This is a genomic window from Enhygromyxa salina (genome assembly GCF_000737335.2).
Classification (GTDB): domain Bacteria; phylum Myxococcota_A; class Polyangia; order Nannocystales; family Nannocystaceae; genus Plesiocystis; species Plesiocystis salina_C.
Genome location: NZ_JMCC02000029.1, coordinates 33129 through 50508, shown reverse-complemented (window position 1 = coordinate 50508; position 17380 = coordinate 33129). Strand labels below are relative to the sequence as shown.

The window sequence follows — 17380 nt, the reverse complement described above, 5'->3', positions numbered from 1 at the left end:
GAACCGGCCAGGACGCCAAAGACAGCCCGCCAGCCCCCGTATCTTTCCCGTCGACGGCACGTAGGGCCGTCCGTGGTACGCTCCCGCACCTTGCGAACCAGGACACAGCCGCGACGCAGGCCCCTGTTCGTGGTGGCCATGAGCTTGCTGAGCGCGGTGCCCTTGCTCGTCAGCGGCTGCATCGAGCCTCCCGAGCGCGAGGGCTCCCACGACCACGAGCACGAGCACGAGCACGCCAGCAAGGCCGAGGCGCCGACCGGCGCCAAGCGCCAAGCGACGATCCCCGCCGATGGCTGGAACGACGACATCGCCTGGCGCGGGTTCGACGAGGGCCTCAAAGAGGCCGAGAGCACGGGCATGCCGATCATGATGGTCGTCCACACCCAGTGGTGTGGGAACTGTCAAAAGCTCAAGCGCACGTTCAACGCCAACGCCAAGCTCGAGCAGCTGTCGGAGCGCTTCGTCATGGTCCACGTCGACCAAGACGCGAACCCCGAAGCCGCGCTCTACGGCCCCGACGGGCAGTACATCCCGCGCGTCATGTTCCTCGACGAGCACGGCAACGTGGATCAGGGCCTGCAAAACCCCAACCGGACCAACCGGTTCCGCTACTTCTACACGCCGCAGGAAGACCTGGTCGCAACCATGCGACGGGCCCTGGACCAGCATGGCAACAAGTCCTGATCGCACCCCGAGTCGTCGTCTGCGTCGCCTGCTGGGACCGGTCATCGCGCCTGTCGCGGCCCTCGCCACCCTCTACGGGGGCTTCTGGCTGGCCGGCGATGCGATCGCGGGGCAGGGCGCGGGCGACGGTGAGCCAAGCGCCCGGCCCGGCAAGCGCAGCAAAGACGCGAACATCATCCCGGTCGACGACATCAAGCCCGGCATGAAGGGCTACGCGCTGACCGTGTTCGAGGGCGAGGTCCCCGACAAGTTCGAGATCGAGGTCGTCGACGTGGTCCGCGACTACGTCACGGGTCAGGACGCGGTGCTGTTTCGCTCGCCGGATCCCCGCTTGATCCACACGGGCATCGTGGGCGGCATGTCGGGCAGCCCGATCTACATCCAAGACAAGCTCGCGGGGGCGCTGGCCTACGGCTATCGGTTCGGCAAGGATCCGCTCGGCGGCATGACGCCGATCGAGAACATGCTCGAGGTCGCGGATCTGCCCTATCGGCCCGAGGTGTTCCCCAAGACCGCGCGCGCGTCCGGTCGCAGCGGGACCGCGGCGTGGGCGGATCAAATGCTCGCGCTCGGCACGGATCAGCTGCCCGCGCGCCAGGTCCCCGAGCAGATGCCCGGCCCCAACGGCATGCCCTCGGGCGGGCTCCAGCCAATCGGCGCGCCCATGTCGGTCGCCGGGCTCAGCCCTCACGCCGCGCAATTCTTGGCCGACGCGACCGGCCTGCTGCCCGTGCTGGGCGGCGGCTCCATGCGCTCGGCCCCGTCTTCGGGCCAAGCTGCCAGCGCGGGCACCCGCCACAGCTGGACCCCGGGCGACTCGGTCTCGGTCGTGCTGATCGCCGGGGACAACGGCGCGGCGCCCAACGGCACGGTCACCTGGGTCGGCGGCGCCAAGCAAGAAAAGCTGCTCGCGTTTGGCCACCCGATGTACGGCGAGGGGCCGTCCAAGTACCCAATCGCCAACGGCCACGTGCACACGATCCTCGCCAGCGTCGAGCGCTCGGTCAAGCTGTCCAGCCCGCGCGACATCCAGGGCACGATGATCCAAGATCGCCAGCCGGCGATCTCGCTGCGCACGGACATCCACACGCCCATGATCCCCGTCACCACCACGGTGACCGGCCCGGATCCCGACTTCAAGCCCCGCAGCTACCACAGCGCCGTCGCCGACTCCGAGGTGCTCACGCCGCCGCTGGTCACCACCTTGATGCTCGACGCGATCGAAGAGGCGGGCAGCGACGCCGTCGAGGTCGTGCTCGAGACCCACCACGAGATCCTGCTCGAGACCTCGCAAGGTCCGCGCACGATCGTGCTCGACGAAGAGACCTACTACCCGCGCGGGATCATTCGGGGCCTCGCCGCCCGCAGCCGCGCGCTGCTGATCATGATGGCCGCGCTCGACAACCCGTTCGAGCTCGCCAGCATCAAGTCAATCAAGCAGAGCGCGGTCGTGCACTACGGCGCGAAGGTCGAGACCATCGAGCGGATCCGCATCTCCAACGAGGTCATCCGCGCCGGAGACCTGCTCGAGATCCTCGTGGATCTAAAGCCGCCGCGCGGCCCGGTCCGGACCGAGACAATCAGCGTGCGGATCCCCGCCGACGCGGGCGGCGAGCGGGTCGTGCTCGAGCTTGGCGGCGGCGAGTGGATCACCCCCTACGCCCCGCTGCCCGGCAACCTCGACACCCTGCTCGACAACCTGGCCGCGAGCTACCCCGCGCGCAGCATCGTCGGCACGATCTACCGCCCCGGAGAAGGCCTTGCGACCGAGTACGGCTTGGTCGAGCAGCTGCCCGAGAGCGTGCTGCAGACCCTCAGCCCCGGCGGCAGCAACCGCAAGGCCGTCCACTTCAAGCAAGCCGCGCGGCGGGTGATCCGAACCAACTCGATCATCCGCGGCGAAGCGAGCCTCGAGATCGAAGTGCGGCCCGCCAAAGCGATCGACTGAGCTCCCGATGACCAATTCCAAGTGGTTCCCTCGTAGTTTGTTGTGCGCGTCGCTGGTGGTCGCTGCTGGCTTGGGCTCTGGCTTGGGTTCTGGTGCGGCGCAGGCCGGCGGCACCAAGACCCACACCCTCGACGACTTTGACGACTTCGACGACGGCGAGGTCGTTGGCGCCGCGATCGAGACCAGCGGCCGGGTCACGCGGGGCTACGCCAGCGAGCGCGCCGAGCTCGAGCTCAGCTCGGTGTTCACCTGCCTGACCGACGGCAAGCAGGCCTGGGTCGGCACGGCGGACAAGGCCACGATCCAGCAGGTTGATCTGCGTGGCGGCGCGCCGGCGGTCAAGCAGCTCGTCGAGCTCGAGGGCGTGGTCGTCAGCGCGATCGCCCGGCTGCCCAGCCAGGATCTGGTCGTCGCCGTGCTCCCCGGCTCCAAGCTGCTGCGCGTCGACAAGAACGGCAAGGTCAGCGACTTCGCCGAGCTCAAAGATGTCGAGCAGATCTGGGCGATCGTCCCGCACAAGGGCAAGCTGCTGGTCGCGACCGGGCCCAAGGGCGAGCTGTGGTCGGTCGGCACCGACGGCAAGGATCCCAAGGTCGTGCTCGACGTGCCCGAGAAGGACATCTTGTCGGTGCTCGCCGTCGGCGATGAGGTCCTCGTTGGGACCTCGCCCAAGTCGCGGCTCTACAAGCTCGACAGCGCGCTCGAGGGCGTGCTGCTGCACGAGTTCAAGGGCGATGAGATCCGCGCGCTCGCGCTCTCGGGCTCGATGGTGATCGCCGCCGTCAACAAGTTCGAGGATCGCAGCGTGTCGAGCCGGGTCGCGCTGACCAAGCAGCTCAACCGCTCGAGCCTGACCGGCGAGAAGCCAGAGGACAACAACACGGCGCGGGCCCGCGCCAACGCCGACGCCGAGCTCTGGGCGGTGGACCTGGCTGTCAGTCCGGGCAGCAAGCGCGACGTGCTGCGGGCCCAGGACGCGGCCTGGGACAAGTGGTTCACCAAGAAGTCGCAGTACTTCATCGATCTGATCGCGCTCGACGACAGCGGCACCGTGCTCGCGGCCAGCTCCGAGGGCGGCCGGATCTACCGGGCTCGGGGGCCGCGGGATGTCGCGATCGTCGCGGATCTCGAGGAGCGCCAGACGACCAGCATGTGCATGACCGACACTGGCGACGTGCTCGCGACCGCCAGCGACGGCGCGGCCGTGTACTTGCTGTCGCCCAAGGCCGCCAACACGAAGACCAAGCCCCGCTGGGTGTCCGATGTGCTCGACGCCAGTCACCCCGCGCGCTACGGCAGCTTCGCGCTCGAGGGCAAGGGCAAGCTCGAGCTGCGCGTCCGCAGCGGGCCAACCGACGAGGTCGATGATCGCTGGAGCGCCTGGAAGTCGGTCAAGCTCAACAGCGAGAACAACGAGCTGCGCGGCTCCACGGATCTGCCCCAGCGACGCTACCTGCAGGTCGAGGTCGTGCTCGCTGACGACAGCGCGGAGCTGACCTCGGTCACCGCTTTTTACGCGCCCGAGAACCTCGCGCCGCTGCTCGAAGAGATCGACGTCAAGACGCCCAGCGTGATCAGCAGCAGCGACGAAGAGCCCGACGCGACGATCACGATCGAGTGGGACGCCGAGCCCCGTGACGAGGACGACCTGATGTATGAGGTTGCGATCCGGCGCAGCGGCTCGGGCGACGCCGGGTGGGTGAAGCTCAACAAGGACGAGCCGATCACCAAAAAGGAGATCAAGCTCGACCTCGAGACCCTCGCCGATGGGATCTACGAGGTCCGCGTGATCGCCAGCGACGAGCCCAGCAACGGCGCCGGGGCGGCCGCGCGCGATCAGCTGATCTCGGAGCCCTTCGTGATCGACCGGACCCGGCCCACGCTGGACAACGTGAGCGCCAGCGGCGGGCGGGTGACCGGCGTCGCCAAGGATCGCGGCAGCTACGTGCGCGATGTGGCGTTCTCGATCGACGGCGGGGCGTTCCGGTCTGCCACCGCCAGCGATGGGCTGTATGACTCGAGCACCGAGAAGTTCGAGCTGATGTTGCCGAGCGAGCTCGGGCCAGGGGTCCACCGGGTGGTGGTGCGGGCTCGGGACGCGCGGGGGAACCTGACCACCGTCGCCCTCGAAGTTGGCGGCTGAGCCCGCGCGCACCCACGGCGGCGGACCGGGGCCCCAACCAGCTCGAGGCTGGGACAGGCCGGGGCGGGCTGGGACAGGCCGGGGCAGCCCGGGTGAGGCGTCTGCGGCCGCCCTCGGCAGACTGCATCCAAGACATGCGCCCGCCCGCGCATCGTGGCACTCTGGGCCCACCCACGGAGGGGCGGTTCATGACGGCACAAGCAGAGATCGAAGGCATCCTCAGCACACTCGACGAGGCCCATGCGGAGCTGCGCGCTGCGAGGACTCGACTCGCCGAGCTGCTACCGATGTCGGCGACCAAGCCCGGCGACAGCGGCCAAGCTCGGGTCGAATTCATCGCCGGCCTGCAGCCCGAGACCGAAGAAGTCAGCGGCGACGAGCTGCTCCGCAAGATCAACGCCGAGGCGTGGGAGCGGGCTCAACGGGCGTTGATCAACGCCGCAGAGAAGGTCGAGCTGGCCCACAAGCACCTGCGGCGCGAGCTCGCCTGAGTTCGGAACCTGAGCTCTGAAAACACAAAACCCGAGCATCGTGCTCGGGCTTTGTCGCGATCGCGGTGGCTGAGAGCTCGTCCGTGAGCTCGATGCGATTCTGGTCAGGCCAGGATACTCAGCGCCTCGGCCCGCAGACGTGCACGGGGCGACTTGCCCTGAACGCGGACCGCAGGTTGAACGGAGTGCCGGCGAGGGCGGGGACTGGTGGCGAGTCGAAAAATATGAGTGATGAAGCGCATGATCTTGCCTTTCTTGGCGGGCTTGGCCTCCCTCACTGCTTGTGGGTGGAGGTGTTGCCTGACGTGCTTCTGTTTTACAGATACTGAATCTTGGCGTCAACAAATTTGATGGAAAAATTTCATGACACTGGATTTCCTGGACGCTGCTCCACATGAGTCGAGAATGGGCCGCATTGGACGCTCTGGTATCAAAATACAGCGTTCAGCCCTGAATTTTGCTCAAAATATAGCCATTCTGACGTATTTCAGCCTACATAAAACGCGTCGCGTGAGCGTGTTTTCGAGCATCACGGGTTGGTGTAGATCTGGAATTTCCAGCTAGCGTAGAATTTTTGGACACCCAGAGATTCCAGTACCACTGGAATTTGAGAACTTGGTGTGCTCGATTGCACCCACGACAAAGGCCGATCCCTCGACCACCGAAGTGATCAAAGAACCGGCCTCGCTCGCGCCGAAGCGCGCTCGTTACGCGGATTTCGCGGCGCGGGCAGCTTTCCGGGCGCGTCGCTCTTGTGACTCCACGCGGTCGACCAGCCAGCCAAGCGTGCGCTTGCTGGTCAGGGCCTGGACGTAGTCCTTGTCCGCCGTCTTGTTCTCGGCAGAGGCGACCTTCTGGACCAGCCCGTCGCGCCCACCGTGGGCCGCGACCTTGTCCGCGAGCGCCTGCAGGTGCAGCAACTTGGCGTTGGAGACCAGCGTCAGGCGCTCGGCCAGCTCGTCCTTGGACTCGTCCGCGAGGGGCTCGAGGACTTCGGACAACCGCTTGGCGAGCTCCTTCTTGGAGCCGAACTTGTCATTGAGGATCTGAAGAGGTGTTTGCTTGGCCATGAGTTTCTCTTCCCGTTGGGCACCGCCAACAGCAGCTGGCGGGAGGAGGGGGCCGGCATTGAAACTCAGGAACACCGACGCGTCCAGGCCAAAGGGGCGGTCGCGGGGTGACCTTGCGCGTTGGCGGCCTAGCTCTAGCGCGCGGGCGGCAAGGCGTGCTCTGCGGCAACGAGCGCGGCGAAGTCCCCCGCCTGAACCTCGAAGTCCAGGCGCACGCGACTGCCAACGTTGCCCACGTGCACGCGCCCAAGCGCGGCGTGCAGCGCAGCAGGGATGTCCGTGCTGGCGGTGTCGTTCGCGAGCAAGCCCTGCAGCTCAACGGCCGCGGTCTGGGCTTGGGTTGCCGTCTCGAACCCTGCCGTCAGCTCGACCTGCGCACGCTCACCCAGCCCGAGCGCGCCGCTGATGGTGGTGGCCGCTGCGACCTCGGGGACACCCATGAAGTTGGCGGCCATCGCCAGCTGCGGAGGCAGACCGGCGGCGAGCCACGCGGGAGCGCTCGTGTCGATCGTGGCGAGCAGCTCGCGCTTGTCGTGCTTGGCGGCCGACTTGGCGCCGCTTGCGTCCGCGCTGTCGATCAGCTCACCGACCTGCCGCTGCCACCCGGCCGTGCTGAGCACGAGCAAGTTTGCGTTGACCAAGAAGACCCGCCCATCGGGGAAGTCGATGATCTTCTTGCCGTCTTGCACGCTGATCGTGGCGTCGGGCGCGGCCCCAACCAGGCGCTGCGCTGCCTCGATCATGCAGATCGCCTGGGCGTCCTCGCCGAAGCCCGAGCCGACCAGCGCGATCACGAACTGGTCCGTCCGCCAGCCGATCAACACGCTCTCGAAGCGACTTGGCTGCAGACCACAGCCGTCCAGCGCCTGCTTGGCCTGCTGAAACTGGGGCTCGCCAGCCAGCTCGCGGCTGAGCTGGGCGCCGAGCTGCGATCCCGCGAGCAGCGAAGGGTGCAGACCCAACAGCAGCTCGGCGTCATTGGGGATCAGCTCGATCGGCTGCGGAAACACCTCGCGTGCGGGCTGCTGCTGGGTGTCCGCGACGGCATCGAGCACCTCGGCGCGTCCGCAACCCGACACCGCCACCCCAACCAGCACGGCCAACCCCAGCGCGAGCCTGTATTCAGCTCGGGCGAGCTCTTTGGACTGGTTCACCGAGGGCAGCGAGCTGTTTTCAGCTCGGGCGAGGGCTTCTCGCCCGCTTGCAGGCACCTTCGTAGACTGGTTCACCGAGGGCAGCGAGCTGTTTTCAGCTCGGGCGAGGGCTTCTCGCCCGCTTGCCGACGCCTTCGTAGACTACTGAATCTGGGGCGGCTTCGGGACCGGGCGCGCGCTCGGTGGCTTCGGCTTCGGCTTTGGGGTTGGCTTGGGGCTGCTGCTGGGTCGCGGCCCGCCGCGATCGCCCTGCGGACGCGGCGTCGAGGTGTTGGGGCGGGTGCTCGACGGCTGGCTAGAACAGCAACAGCCGCCCGAGCTGAGACTCGAGCGGCTGCTGCTGTGAAGCGAACGGGTTGGGTGGCCCGCGGAGGAGGTTGTCATCGTCACCGAGCATCCAAGGCTCAGTCCACAGGTGAGCACCAACGACGACAACAACAGATGGCGGGCCATGCAACAAAGACGTGGTCCGCCCGGCGTTGTTCGGCGAACCGCAAAAAGGGTGGGTCTCGCCCGGGAACCTTGGCGAGCAGTCAGGGTATCCCCCCGCGCAACCCCAAGGCATGATGGGGCATGTCACTGTGGTCACCCGATGCCTGGCTCGAGGCGTGGCGCTTCGCCGCCGACGCTCACCACGGCCAGCGCGTGCCCGGCTCCGAGCACCCGTACATCGTGCACGTGGCCGCCGTCGCAATGGAGGTCGCCCACGCGATCAGCGTGCGCGCCCAGCTTGGCGACCCCGTCGCGCGGCCGGACTTGGCGATCCAGTGCGCGCTGCTTCACGACGTGGTCGAGGACACCTCGATCACCGCGAGTGAGCTCGCCGTGCAGTTCGGCGATGACGTCGCCGCTGGCGTCAGCGCGCTGAGCAAGGATCCCTCGGTCGGCGACAAGCCTGCGCAGATGCGAGACAGCCTGGCGCGGATCCGCCTGCAGGGCCCGGAGATCTGGATGGTCAAGCTTGGTGATCGGATCACCAACCTGCAGGCGCCCCCGTCGCACTGGGAGCCCGCCAAGATCCGCAGCTATCGCGACGAGGCCCAGAAGATCCACGCCCAGCTCGGCGGGGCCTGCTCGGTGCTCGGGCCCCGGCTGCAGGCGAAGATCAGCGCCTACGAACAATTCACGTAGCCACGAGCCGCGCGCGCATCCACTGGATCAGCCCGCCGGCCAGCACGATCTGAACCTGGCGGCTCGACAGCCGATGCCGGGCGCGGATCGTGCGAACCGTGCGAACGATCCCCTGCTCGGTCACCTCGCGGACCTCGACGACGTCGGACTTCACGAGCTGCTCGCGCACGTTGTCGATCTCCAGGGTCACGCCGCTGGACAGCCGCCCAAAGTCCCCCAGATGCACGAACTCGAGCGGCAACACGCCAAAGTTGATCAAGTTCTGGCGATGGATCCGCGCGAAGCTGACGCTCAGCACCACGCGAAGTCCAAGGGTCCGCGGCGCCAAGGCGGCGTGCTCGCGGCTCGAGCCCTGGCCGTAGTTCCGTCCGGTGAGGATCGCGTGGTCACCGGTGGCGCGCGCGCGCGCTGGATAGGTTGGGTCGACCGCCGCAAACGTGAATTCGCTGATCGCAGGGATGTTGCTGCGAAGCGGGAGCACATTCAGGCCGGCTGGCAATATCTCATCAGTGGAGATGTCCGCGCCAACCTCGAGCAACACAGGGAGCTGCAGGTGGTCGGGCAGCGGCCCCAGCTCCGGCAATGACTTGATGTTGGGCCCCTTGTGCAGCTTCACGGCGCGCGCGTCCGCGACGGGGATCGGCGCCACGAAGTCCAATTGCGCAGCCCGGACCCACGCCCGAGTCGGCTCGCTGACGGTTGGATAGGCGATGCCGAGCGTGCGTGGATCCGTGATCACGCCAGTGAGCGCCGAGGCAGCCGCGGTCTCGGGGCTGACCAGGCACACCCGATCCTCCGGGGTGCCCGAGCGCCCCGGAAAGTTGCGGGGGACCGTGCGCAGGCTGAGCTTGCCGGTCGCGGGCGCCTGGCCCATGCCAATGCACCCGTTGCACCCCGCTTGGTGCACCCGCCCGCCCGCCGCGACCAAGGTCGCGAGGTGCCCGTCGCGGATCAGCTCCATCAGCAGCTGCCGCGAGGCCGGGTTGACGTCGAGCGAGACACGATCATCCACGTGCTTGCCCGTCAGCATCATGCCGCGATCGCAAAGTCCCGATATCCAGGATTGGCCGACGACCCAATGTATGCCTGATAGATCTCCTCGCCGGCGACCTCGCGCACGGGTCGAACATTGCCAGGACTCGAGGGCATCGCAATGAGCGGCTCGAGCCCGCCAAGATCGATGTGTTCGCGGTGGTCGTAGTGCGCGTTGGAGTCGGCGACCCACTCGGTCCAATCATCCGCCCGCCCCTGCCCCGTCAGATACTCGAGCGTCCGTTGATCCGAAGGAAACACCGACGTCGTCGCGCCGAGCTCGGCGCCCATGTTGGCGAGCACGTGGCGATCCATCGCCGACAGCGACGCCAGCCCCGAGCCTCGATACTCAATGATGCGACCCATCCCACCCGTCACGCCGTGGCGTCGCAGCAGCTCGAGGATGATGTCCTTCGCGCTGACCCACGCGGGCAGGCGCCCCGTCAGCTCGACCGCCCAGATCTCCGGCATGTCCACGTAATACGGCTCGCCGGCCATCGCCATTGCGACCTCGAGTCCGCCCGTTCCGATCGCCAACATCCCAATCGCCCCCGCGGCGCAGGTGTGGCTGTCGGAGCCCAGCAGGGTCTTGCCAGGCTTGCCAAACCGGGCTTGATGGACCGGGTGGCTCACGCCATTTCCGGGCGGGCTGTACCACACACCAAATCGCTGACACGCGCTGTGCAGAAACAGGTGATCGTCGGGGTTCTTGAAGTCGGCCTGGATCAGGTTGTGATCAACGTATTGCACCGAGACTTCGGTGCGCACGCGCTCGAGCCTCATGGCCTCGAGCTCCAGCATGACCAAGGTCCCCGTGGCATCCTGCGTCAGGGTTTGGTCGATGCGCAGACCGATCTCGGTACCCGGCTCGAGCACGCCTTCGAGCAGGTGAGTCTCGATCAATTTTACGGCGACGCTCTTGCCCATTGGCGGGAGCTTAGGTCTGGGCGAGTTCGTCGGCATCGCCGCAAGCTCGAAAAGCCTGCGGGCTGACACGCGAGCACGCCGAACTCCGCCCAGCGTTCAGGGCTAGTACCCTGCCGCAGTGAATTTGATGGTTTGAGGCTAGTTCCTGACGCCCCTGGCTTTGTCGCTCGTCAGTCGAGTGTGCCCGACACACTCCTTCCTCGCTTCGCGCCAGGGACGCCAGGCCCGGCGCCTCAAACCATCAAATTCACTGCGGCAGGGTACTAGAAGCGCCCTGAGACGCTGAGCCCGCCGCCACCGGGTGACCACACTGGCGTCACGCTGATCTGCCCCTGCTCCCAGGCCTTGGTCTTCTTGGAGCCCTTGACGAACAGCACGGCCCCAACGACGACACCGACCAGCCCGATCGCGCCCAGCGAGGCGCCAAGTCCGATCGCCAGGTTGTTCGCGGCTTGGCCTTTGGATCGCAGGTCTTCGATTCGCGTGGTGCTCTGCTCGCACTCCGGCCGCGTGTCAGCTTCGAAGCAGCCGATGCCACTGCGAATCTCGTACTCCGCGTTGAGGTCGTCTTCAAAGCCCTGCCCTTGGAGGCCAAACACCACGCCGCTGACGACCCCACCCACGATCAGCGCCCCGCCGACACCCATGGTGATCCCGCCGCCAAGCCGCAGCGACTTGCCGGGATCGGGGCCGGGATCGGGATCGGACGGGGACGCCTTCTCCCCTGCTTCGGAGGGCGCGGTGACGGGCTGGTTGGCGGCGGCGATCTTTTCGTCGATCTGCGAGATCAGCGACTCGGCCTCGTCGAGGTCGCCGAGATCCGGGTTCTTTTGGATCTCGATGACGTAGTTCTGAAACACGACCTTGGCCCGACGCAGGTGCTTGATGTCGACGTCCACGTCGTACCAACGCAAGTGCGCGAGCCCGATGTTGTAGAGAATGTCCGACAGCCCCGACAGCTCGTAGGCCCGCTCGAACGAGCCGGCGGCGTCCTCGAAGCGGCCGAGCCGATAGGCGGTCTCACCACTCTCGTAGGCCGCGCGGGCCTCGGCGGTGGTGTCGGGAGCGGGCGCGAGCAAGGCGGCCGCTGGCGCGGGAAGCCCTGCCCCGACGCCGGGCGCGAGCGCGGGCGTGAGCGCGCCTGACCCCGGACCCGCGAAGACGGGCAAGGGGGCGAGCGCGAGCGCCAGGCAAACGATGGAACCGCTGAAGACGTGGAGAGAGGTCATACGCGTCGTCGCCGGCGGACGGTATCATAGGTCGCCCAGAATCCACGGGGCAATCCCCCACGCCGGGACCTGGGCCAGACGAACGAGGCTCTTTGCTCGCGCCACCCGTAGTAGCCTGGCGCGAGTGAGACAGGACGAGCCCCTGCGCCGCGAGCTGTCGGGCGTCGACGCGACCGCGGTCGTGATCGGGGCGATCGTGGGGGTCGGAATCTTCTTCACGCCGAGTCGGGTGGCGCTGCTGGCCGGCGACAGCCAGCTCGCGCTGCTGACGTGGGGGATCGGCGGTCTGATCGCTGTGCTTGGCGCGCTGACCTTCGCCGAGCTCGGCGCGCTCGTGCCCCGCGCTGGCGGCCAATACGAGCTGCTGCGCGACGCGTACGGCTCGGCGACGGGCTTCGTCTACGTGATCTGCAACGCGACCGCGACGCAGGCCGGGGCGATCGGGGTGATCGCTCTGGTCTGTGTCGACAACCTCGCCGTGGCCGTGACCGGCGGCGTGCTGGATCCCTGGCCCACGCTGGGCTGCGCGATCGCAATGACAACCGGCGTCGCGCTGGCCAACGCAGCCGGCGTGCGCTGGGGCGCGAGGATCCAGAACCTCACGGTCGTCGCCAAGCTCGCGACCTTGCTCGCGGTCGCGATGGTGGCGCTGTTCGCCGCCCCCCAGAGCACCGACCCGGTGAGCGCGAGCGCGGTGGCGCAGGCAGGCCAAGCCCTCAACCCGATCGCCGCGATCGCGGCGGCGTTGGTTCCCACGCTGTTCACGTTTGGCGGCTGGCAGCAAGTCCTGTGGATGGGCGGCGAGGTGAAGAACCCCGAGCGCAATTTACCGATCTCGATCCTTGCTGGGGTCGCGGTCGTGGTCGCCGTGTACCTGCTGGTCAATTGGGCCTACCTCGCGCTGCTTGGTCACGCCGGCGTCGCGACCAGCGAGACCTTGGCGGCCGACGCCGTGGCCGTGGTGTTTGGCGATCCCGGCCGGCGAGCGATCGCCATCGCGGTGTCGATCTCCGCGCTTGGGGTGCTCAACGCCCAGCTGCTCACCGGCCCGCGCCTGCTGTTTGCGCTGGCTCGCGACGGGCGCCTGTGGCCGCTGCTTGGCCGGGTCCACGCGACACGAGGCACGCCGATCCCCGCGATCGCCCTGCTCGCGATCATGGCGATCCTGCTGCTCTCGATCGCCGGAGAGGATGGGGTCGACCGGCTGCTGACAGGCGTGGTGTTGGTCGACGGCGTCTTTTTTGCGCTGACCGGGCTGGCCTCGCTGGCGCTCGCGCGCCGCATGCCCCACGCGGACCGGCCCGTCCGCATGCCCGGCTTCCCGCTCGTACCCTTGTTGTTCGGGCTGAGCGAGATCGCGGTGGTCGTTGGGGCCTGGCTCGATCCCGAGGTTCGCGGGGCGGCGGCGATCGGCGCGGCCTGGATCGCGGCCGCGCTGATCTTGTACTTCGCCGGCTTCAACAAACCTCGTCGCGCGTCACCGCAGGCTCCCCCGGACCCCGCGGGCAGTGACGCGCCGCCCGACTGACCCGGCACGGCAACGCAATTTGTGCGACATGATCCGAACCCACGGCGCACATCAATTCGGGCGACATGCCTGGCTTCGATGCTACCGTCGTGCATGATGTTCGCGTCGAGACACGTTCATACTCGTCAGCTCTGCACTCGATTCGCCGCGACCTTCACCGTCGCCATGGTCCTTGGGATGCTGGGCCCCACGGGCTGCTCGGGGCCCTCGTCAGATCGCTGCCGGCTGCACCCGGAAGACTGCCACGGCGCGGCCGGGACCTTGTGCAACGACGATCGGGACTGCGACGGTGGGCTCGAGTGCTGCACCGACAATGACAATTGCGGGGACGGCATGTGCACGTTTTCATGTGACAACGACCATGACTGCCCGGGTGACATGTTGTGTGAGCACGACCTGTGCTTTTATGCGTGCGCCAGCGACGACGACTGCGCCTCCACGATGTCTTGCGAGCACGGCAACACGGTCTGCGAGTACAAGTAGTGCCGCACACCCTAAGTTCGTTCCGGGTTATGCACGGCACTGAGGCCCAATGGCAGTGTCGCAGCTCCTAGCAGTACGCCCGGTACAGCGTCGTCGCCGCTCCTCGCCCTTGGGCCTCAGCTCCGCACCTAACCCGGAACGAACTTAGGGTGTGCGGCACTAGCCCGCGCGCGGGCGACTACTTGGCGGCGTATTCGGTCGAGCGCACCCAGTAGCGGACGACCTGCAGGGTCTCGAGCCGCGGATGGTTGAACATCCCCGCGTAGGTCATCCCGCACTTGCGCATGACAGCGATCGACGCGGCGTTGTCCGGCATCGCGCACGCATCGACCACGGTCTGGCCCAGGGCTTCAAACGCGTGGTCGAGCAGCGCGAGCGAGCCTTCGGTCGCAAGCCCGCGGCCCCAGGTCTCGCGCCGCAGCCGGTAGCCGAGCTCGAGCATCGAGCTGTCAAACACGCTCGGGCGCAGGTGAAACCACCCCAAGTAGGTGCCCTCGCCCGCGTCCGTGAACGCGCTGAAGTAGCCAAACGCCTGGTCGGCGTGGACAAGCATGCGCGCGAGCAAGCCCTGCTCGTAGTCGCTGCGCAGGTTCGGCGCGCCGCCGCTGATGTAGCGCATGACCTCTGGGTCGGCGTCGAGCGAGACGAGCGCGTCGATGTCGGCCTCGGCGACGGGCCGCAGCCACATCCGCGCGGTCTCGAAGGTCTGGTGCATGACGGCCCGACGGTATCAGACCCGCGAGATCAGGGGTGCACGTGCGAGATGATGGGCTGGTGCTTGCCAGCGGCGCTGCGGGCGAGCGCGTCGACGAGCCGAACCTCGACGCGCAGTGGCTCACCCACGAGCTCGGCGAAGCGGGCCTGCACGGCGGTGGCCATGTCGGCCCGCCAGCTGCGACCCGGGACCAGCAAGATCTCGACGTGCCCCACGCTGTGCTGGATCAACCGAAACGCCGCGATCTGGGCCCCAACGTCGAGCAGGAAGCTGTAGGTGGCGTCCAGCAACCACCCACTGGTCAGCACCCGACCGCTGGGTAACACGAAGGCATCCAACCGCCGGCCCCGAAGCTCGGTCAGCTGCGTGAAGGTGCGTCCGCACCCGCAGCGCGAGGGCTCGAGCCGCGCGGTGTCCCCCTGCCGGTAGCGAATGAAGGGCATCGCGAAATTGTGCAAGTAGGTGCCAACGACCTCGCCAGCCTCGCCCGGCGCGAGCACCTGATCACTGTCGGGCGCGAGCACCTCGAGATGGACCACATCCTCGAACACGTGATAGCTGCCCTGCTTGCACTGCGCGGCGATCCGCGTGAGCTCTTCGCTGGAGTACTCGTCGTAGACACCACAGCCGAATTGCGCGGCGAGCTGGTCGCGCTCGCGCTGACTCGAGGGCTCCGACGAGACCGAGATCGCGCGCAGACCGAGCGCCTTGCAGCCCGCGGGGCCAAGCGCGTTGGCGAGCTCGCGCAGGTGGCTGGGGTAACAGGCCAGCAAGTGCGGGCGCAGGAGGTGGAGACGCTCGACCAGGCGATCGATCGGCGTCAGCGTGGGCACCAAGATCATCGGGTAGGTCCCGAACAGCGAGCTGGCCGGATACGCCGAGGTGTACACATAGACGAAGCGATGCCACGGGCGGTAGGGCGCGTACTGGGCCAACAGGCGGTGCATGGCCAAGCCCTGAACCGCGACCCGATCGGCCTGGTGCACGACCTCGAGCACCTGCCCGCTCGAGCCGGAGCTCTTCGACACCAAGCAGCGACGCGGATCCAAGCCGCGACTGAGCGCGGCTTCCGGGTAGGCCGCGAGCACGTCGTCTTTGTTGACCGTGGGAAACCAGCGCAGATCCTCGAGGGTCTGCAGGTCGCGCGGGCTGACGTGGGCGCCGCGATACAGCTCCGCGTAGAGCGGCACGTTGGCGTAGGCGTGGGCGACCAGGGCCTGCAGGCGCCGCAGCTGGTAGCCACGGATCTGCCCACGCGAGGCGAACGGCCGGCGCCAGAAGCCCGGAAACGCAGCGGCGATCTGAACCGTGTTGACCGCCAGCTCGCGGCGAGTGAAGGGCCGCACGACGAGTTTGGGGGCGAGACTTGCTCAGCCTGGCGCGGCGCTGGCCAGCGCAAACAAGGCAAAAGCAACGAGACCGGCGAGCGTGAGTAGGTGGCGTGTCGTGGGGGTCATGCGTCCTCGCAGCTGAGCTTTGATGTGTATCGCAGCGCGGCAAAAAAGGCCACGACGGACGCGAGCAGATCCTGGACCGCGAACACGCCCGGCCACAGCTGCGCGGCCTGGCCCAGCTCCCAGCCGATCGCAATGGTGAACGCGACGCCCAACCACGCGCGCCGAGCACGATCGTTGGACGCCGGCCCGGACCACACGCTCGCAACGAAGGCCGTCAGCGCGTAGGTCCACAGCGCGCTGGGTAGCCACCCAACGACCGGCGCGAGGGCGCCTGCGGAGATCGGGCTGGGTGGAAGCTCGACTCCGAGCTTGGCCAACCACTGATCCCCCAACAGCGCGCGCGGACGTAGCAGCGCGTAGATGAGCGCGCCCAGCCCGAGCGGCCCGAGCACGTGGCCGAGCACGCGCCGCAGCGGTGAACGGATCCGCGCGCGCGACTGCATGGACGGCGCGGTGACCAGATCGGTGACCAGATCGGCGACCTCGCCCGATCGCAGCGCGGCGCTGGTCATGAACCCGCGCGCGAGCGCAGGCAAGCTGACGATCGGCGGCCCCGGCAGGGCGGCCCGCAGCGCGCGGAGCTTGTAGAACGGCACGCTCGGGTGGCGGTGGTGCTCCCAGTGCAAGCCGATCTCGTGGGGCATGATGAGCTGCTCGAACCACTCGGGCACGTGCACGCGATGCGTGCTCGAGGTGCCCAGGTGCTCGGTCCAGATCCGCAGCCGCACCCCCGACCAGAACACGGTGGCGATGCTCACGACCCACAAGATCGGGACCCACGCGAGGCCCAGGACCACGAACACCCCGAAGATCACGCCCCAGTAGACCAACATCCCGATGGCCTCGACCACGCTGACCGGGCGGGTGAGCTTGCCGGCTGCGAGCAGATGCGGGATCCCGCCGCCCACGAGGTCGCCAACGAAACCCAGCAGCACCCGCGGCGCGCGAGCGGGCAAGCTCCACTGGCGCAGCAGGCCCTTGTGGTGGTTCTCTGGATCGTCGGCGCTGCCAAGCTGCTTGTGATGGGCGAAGTGGTAGCGCCGGTAGCCGCCCAGCGTGAGCCCCAGGGGCCAGGCCGCGAGCGCGCTGCCCAGCGCGTCGTTGAGCCAACTGGGCCGACACGCCAGCTTGTGCGCGGCGTCGTGAAACAGGGCGCCGAGCGCCTGCTGCCGCGAGCCGAGCGGGATGATCGCGAGGACGTAGGCGAGCGGGTGGTCGATCGCGTCGACGACGAGGAAGGTCAGCGCAATGACAGCCCAGTCGGCGCTCGCGGCCCCGAGCCAGCGTCGCGGCTCGAGCTGCGACAGCTCGCGGATCAGCTGGGGATCCGCGCTGGGGTTGGCCTGCGCCATGCGGCCCCAGCTTAGTGGACGCCGCGCGCTCGTGAT

Annotated in this window: 13 protein-coding genes and 1 pseudogene; 7 read left to right on the top strand and 7 right to left on the bottom strand. The window is 67.7% G+C overall.

Annotated elements, in window-relative coordinates:
- Nucleotides 1-138: 138 nt before the first annotated feature.
- The 4 genes from DB30_RS12300 to DB30_RS12285 all read left to right on the top strand — a co-directional run bounded on the left by DB30_RS12300 (nucleotide 139) and on the right by DB30_RS12285 (nucleotide 5266).
- Nucleotides 139-684, top strand: a complete 546-nt coding sequence (locus tag DB30_RS12300) for a thioredoxin family protein (protein ID WP_052548608.1) — start codon at nucleotides 139-141, stop codon at nucleotides 682-684.
- Entirely contained in the window at nucleotides 668-2632 is a 1965-nt protein-coding gene (locus DB30_RS12295; RefSeq protein WP_052548607.1) for a SpoIVB peptidase S55 domain-containing protein, read from the top strand. Before DB30_RS12300 ends, DB30_RS12295 begins: the two co-directional genes overlap by 17 nt.
- Before the next feature lie 7 nt (nucleotides 2633-2639).
- Entirely contained in the window at nucleotides 2640-4775 is a 2136-nt protein-coding gene (locus DB30_RS12290; RefSeq protein WP_146658601.1) for a molybdopterin-binding protein, read from the top strand.
- A gap of 188 nt (nucleotides 4776-4963) precedes the next feature.
- On the top strand, nucleotides 4964-5266 hold the full coding sequence (locus DB30_RS12285; RefSeq protein WP_052548605.1) for a hypothetical protein: 303 nt from the start codon (nucleotides 4964-4966) through the stop codon (nucleotides 5264-5266).
- A gap of 707 nt (nucleotides 5267-5973) precedes the next feature.
- Here DB30_RS12285 and DB30_RS12280 read toward each other — a convergent pair.
- Nucleotides 5974-6336: a hypothetical protein gene (locus DB30_RS12280; protein WP_052548603.1), complete on the bottom strand. Its 363-nt coding sequence runs from the start codon at nucleotides 6334-6336 to the stop codon at nucleotides 5974-5976.
- A gap of 134 nt (nucleotides 6337-6470) precedes the next feature.
- Nucleotides 6471-7490 (bottom strand): hypothetical protein, encoded by a 1020-nt coding sequence (locus DB30_RS12275; RefSeq protein ID WP_052548602.1) that lies wholly within the window; start codon nucleotides 7488-7490, stop codon nucleotides 6471-6473.
- A gap of 573 nt (nucleotides 7491-8063) precedes the next feature.
- Here DB30_RS12275 and DB30_RS12270 point away from each other — a divergent pair.
- The gene (locus DB30_RS12270; protein WP_052548601.1) at nucleotides 8064-8621 is read left to right on the top strand and encodes an HD domain-containing protein; all 558 of its coding nucleotides are present in this window, start codon (nucleotides 8064-8066) and stop codon (nucleotides 8619-8621) included.
- On the opposite strand, the pseudogene DB30_RS43080 reads toward DB30_RS12270, so the two are convergent.
- Nucleotides 8614-10580, bottom strand: a pseudogene (locus DB30_RS43080) (aconitate hydratase). The gene DB30_RS12270 and the pseudogene DB30_RS43080 overlap by 8 nt on opposite strands.
- A 263-nt stretch (nucleotides 10581-10843) precedes the next feature.
- Nucleotides 10844-11749, bottom strand: a complete 906-nt coding sequence (locus tag DB30_RS12260) for a hypothetical protein (RefSeq protein WP_146658600.1) — start codon at nucleotides 11747-11749, stop codon at nucleotides 10844-10846.
- 184 nt (nucleotides 11750-11933) lie between these two features.
- Here DB30_RS12260 and DB30_RS12255 point away from each other — a divergent pair, with 184 nt between their 5' ends.
- Together DB30_RS12255 and DB30_RS12250 are read left to right on the top strand one after the other, a co-directional pair.
- Nucleotides 11934-13337, top strand: a complete 1404-nt coding sequence (locus DB30_RS12255) for an APC family permease (RefSeq protein WP_052548599.1) — start codon at nucleotides 11934-11936, stop codon at nucleotides 13335-13337.
- 177 nt (nucleotides 13338-13514) lie between these two features.
- The gene (locus DB30_RS12250) at nucleotides 13515-13820 is read left to right on the top strand and encodes a hypothetical protein (RefSeq protein WP_146658598.1); all 306 of its coding nucleotides are present in this window, start codon (nucleotides 13515-13517) and stop codon (nucleotides 13818-13820) included.
- A 178-nt stretch (nucleotides 13821-13998) separates the two neighbouring features.
- Here DB30_RS12250 and DB30_RS12245 read toward each other — a convergent pair whose 3' ends face one another.
- From DB30_RS12245 to DB30_RS12235, 3 genes are all read right to left on the bottom strand, one after another.
- Nucleotides 13999-14535 (bottom strand): GNAT family N-acetyltransferase, encoded by a 537-nt coding sequence (locus tag DB30_RS12245; protein ID WP_052548597.1) that lies wholly within the window; start codon nucleotides 14533-14535, stop codon nucleotides 13999-14001.
- 29 nt (nucleotides 14536-14564) lie between these two features.
- Nucleotides 14565-15881, bottom strand: a complete 1317-nt coding sequence (locus DB30_RS12240; protein ID WP_052548596.1) for a phenylacetate--CoA ligase family protein — start codon at nucleotides 15879-15881, stop codon at nucleotides 14565-14567.
- Between the two features lie 107 nt (nucleotides 15882-15988).
- On the bottom strand, nucleotides 15989-17344 hold the full coding sequence (locus DB30_RS12235; RefSeq protein WP_052548595.1) for a fatty acid desaturase: 1356 nt from the start codon (nucleotides 17342-17344) through the stop codon (nucleotides 15989-15991).
- Nucleotides 17345-17380 lie beyond the last annotated feature (36 nt).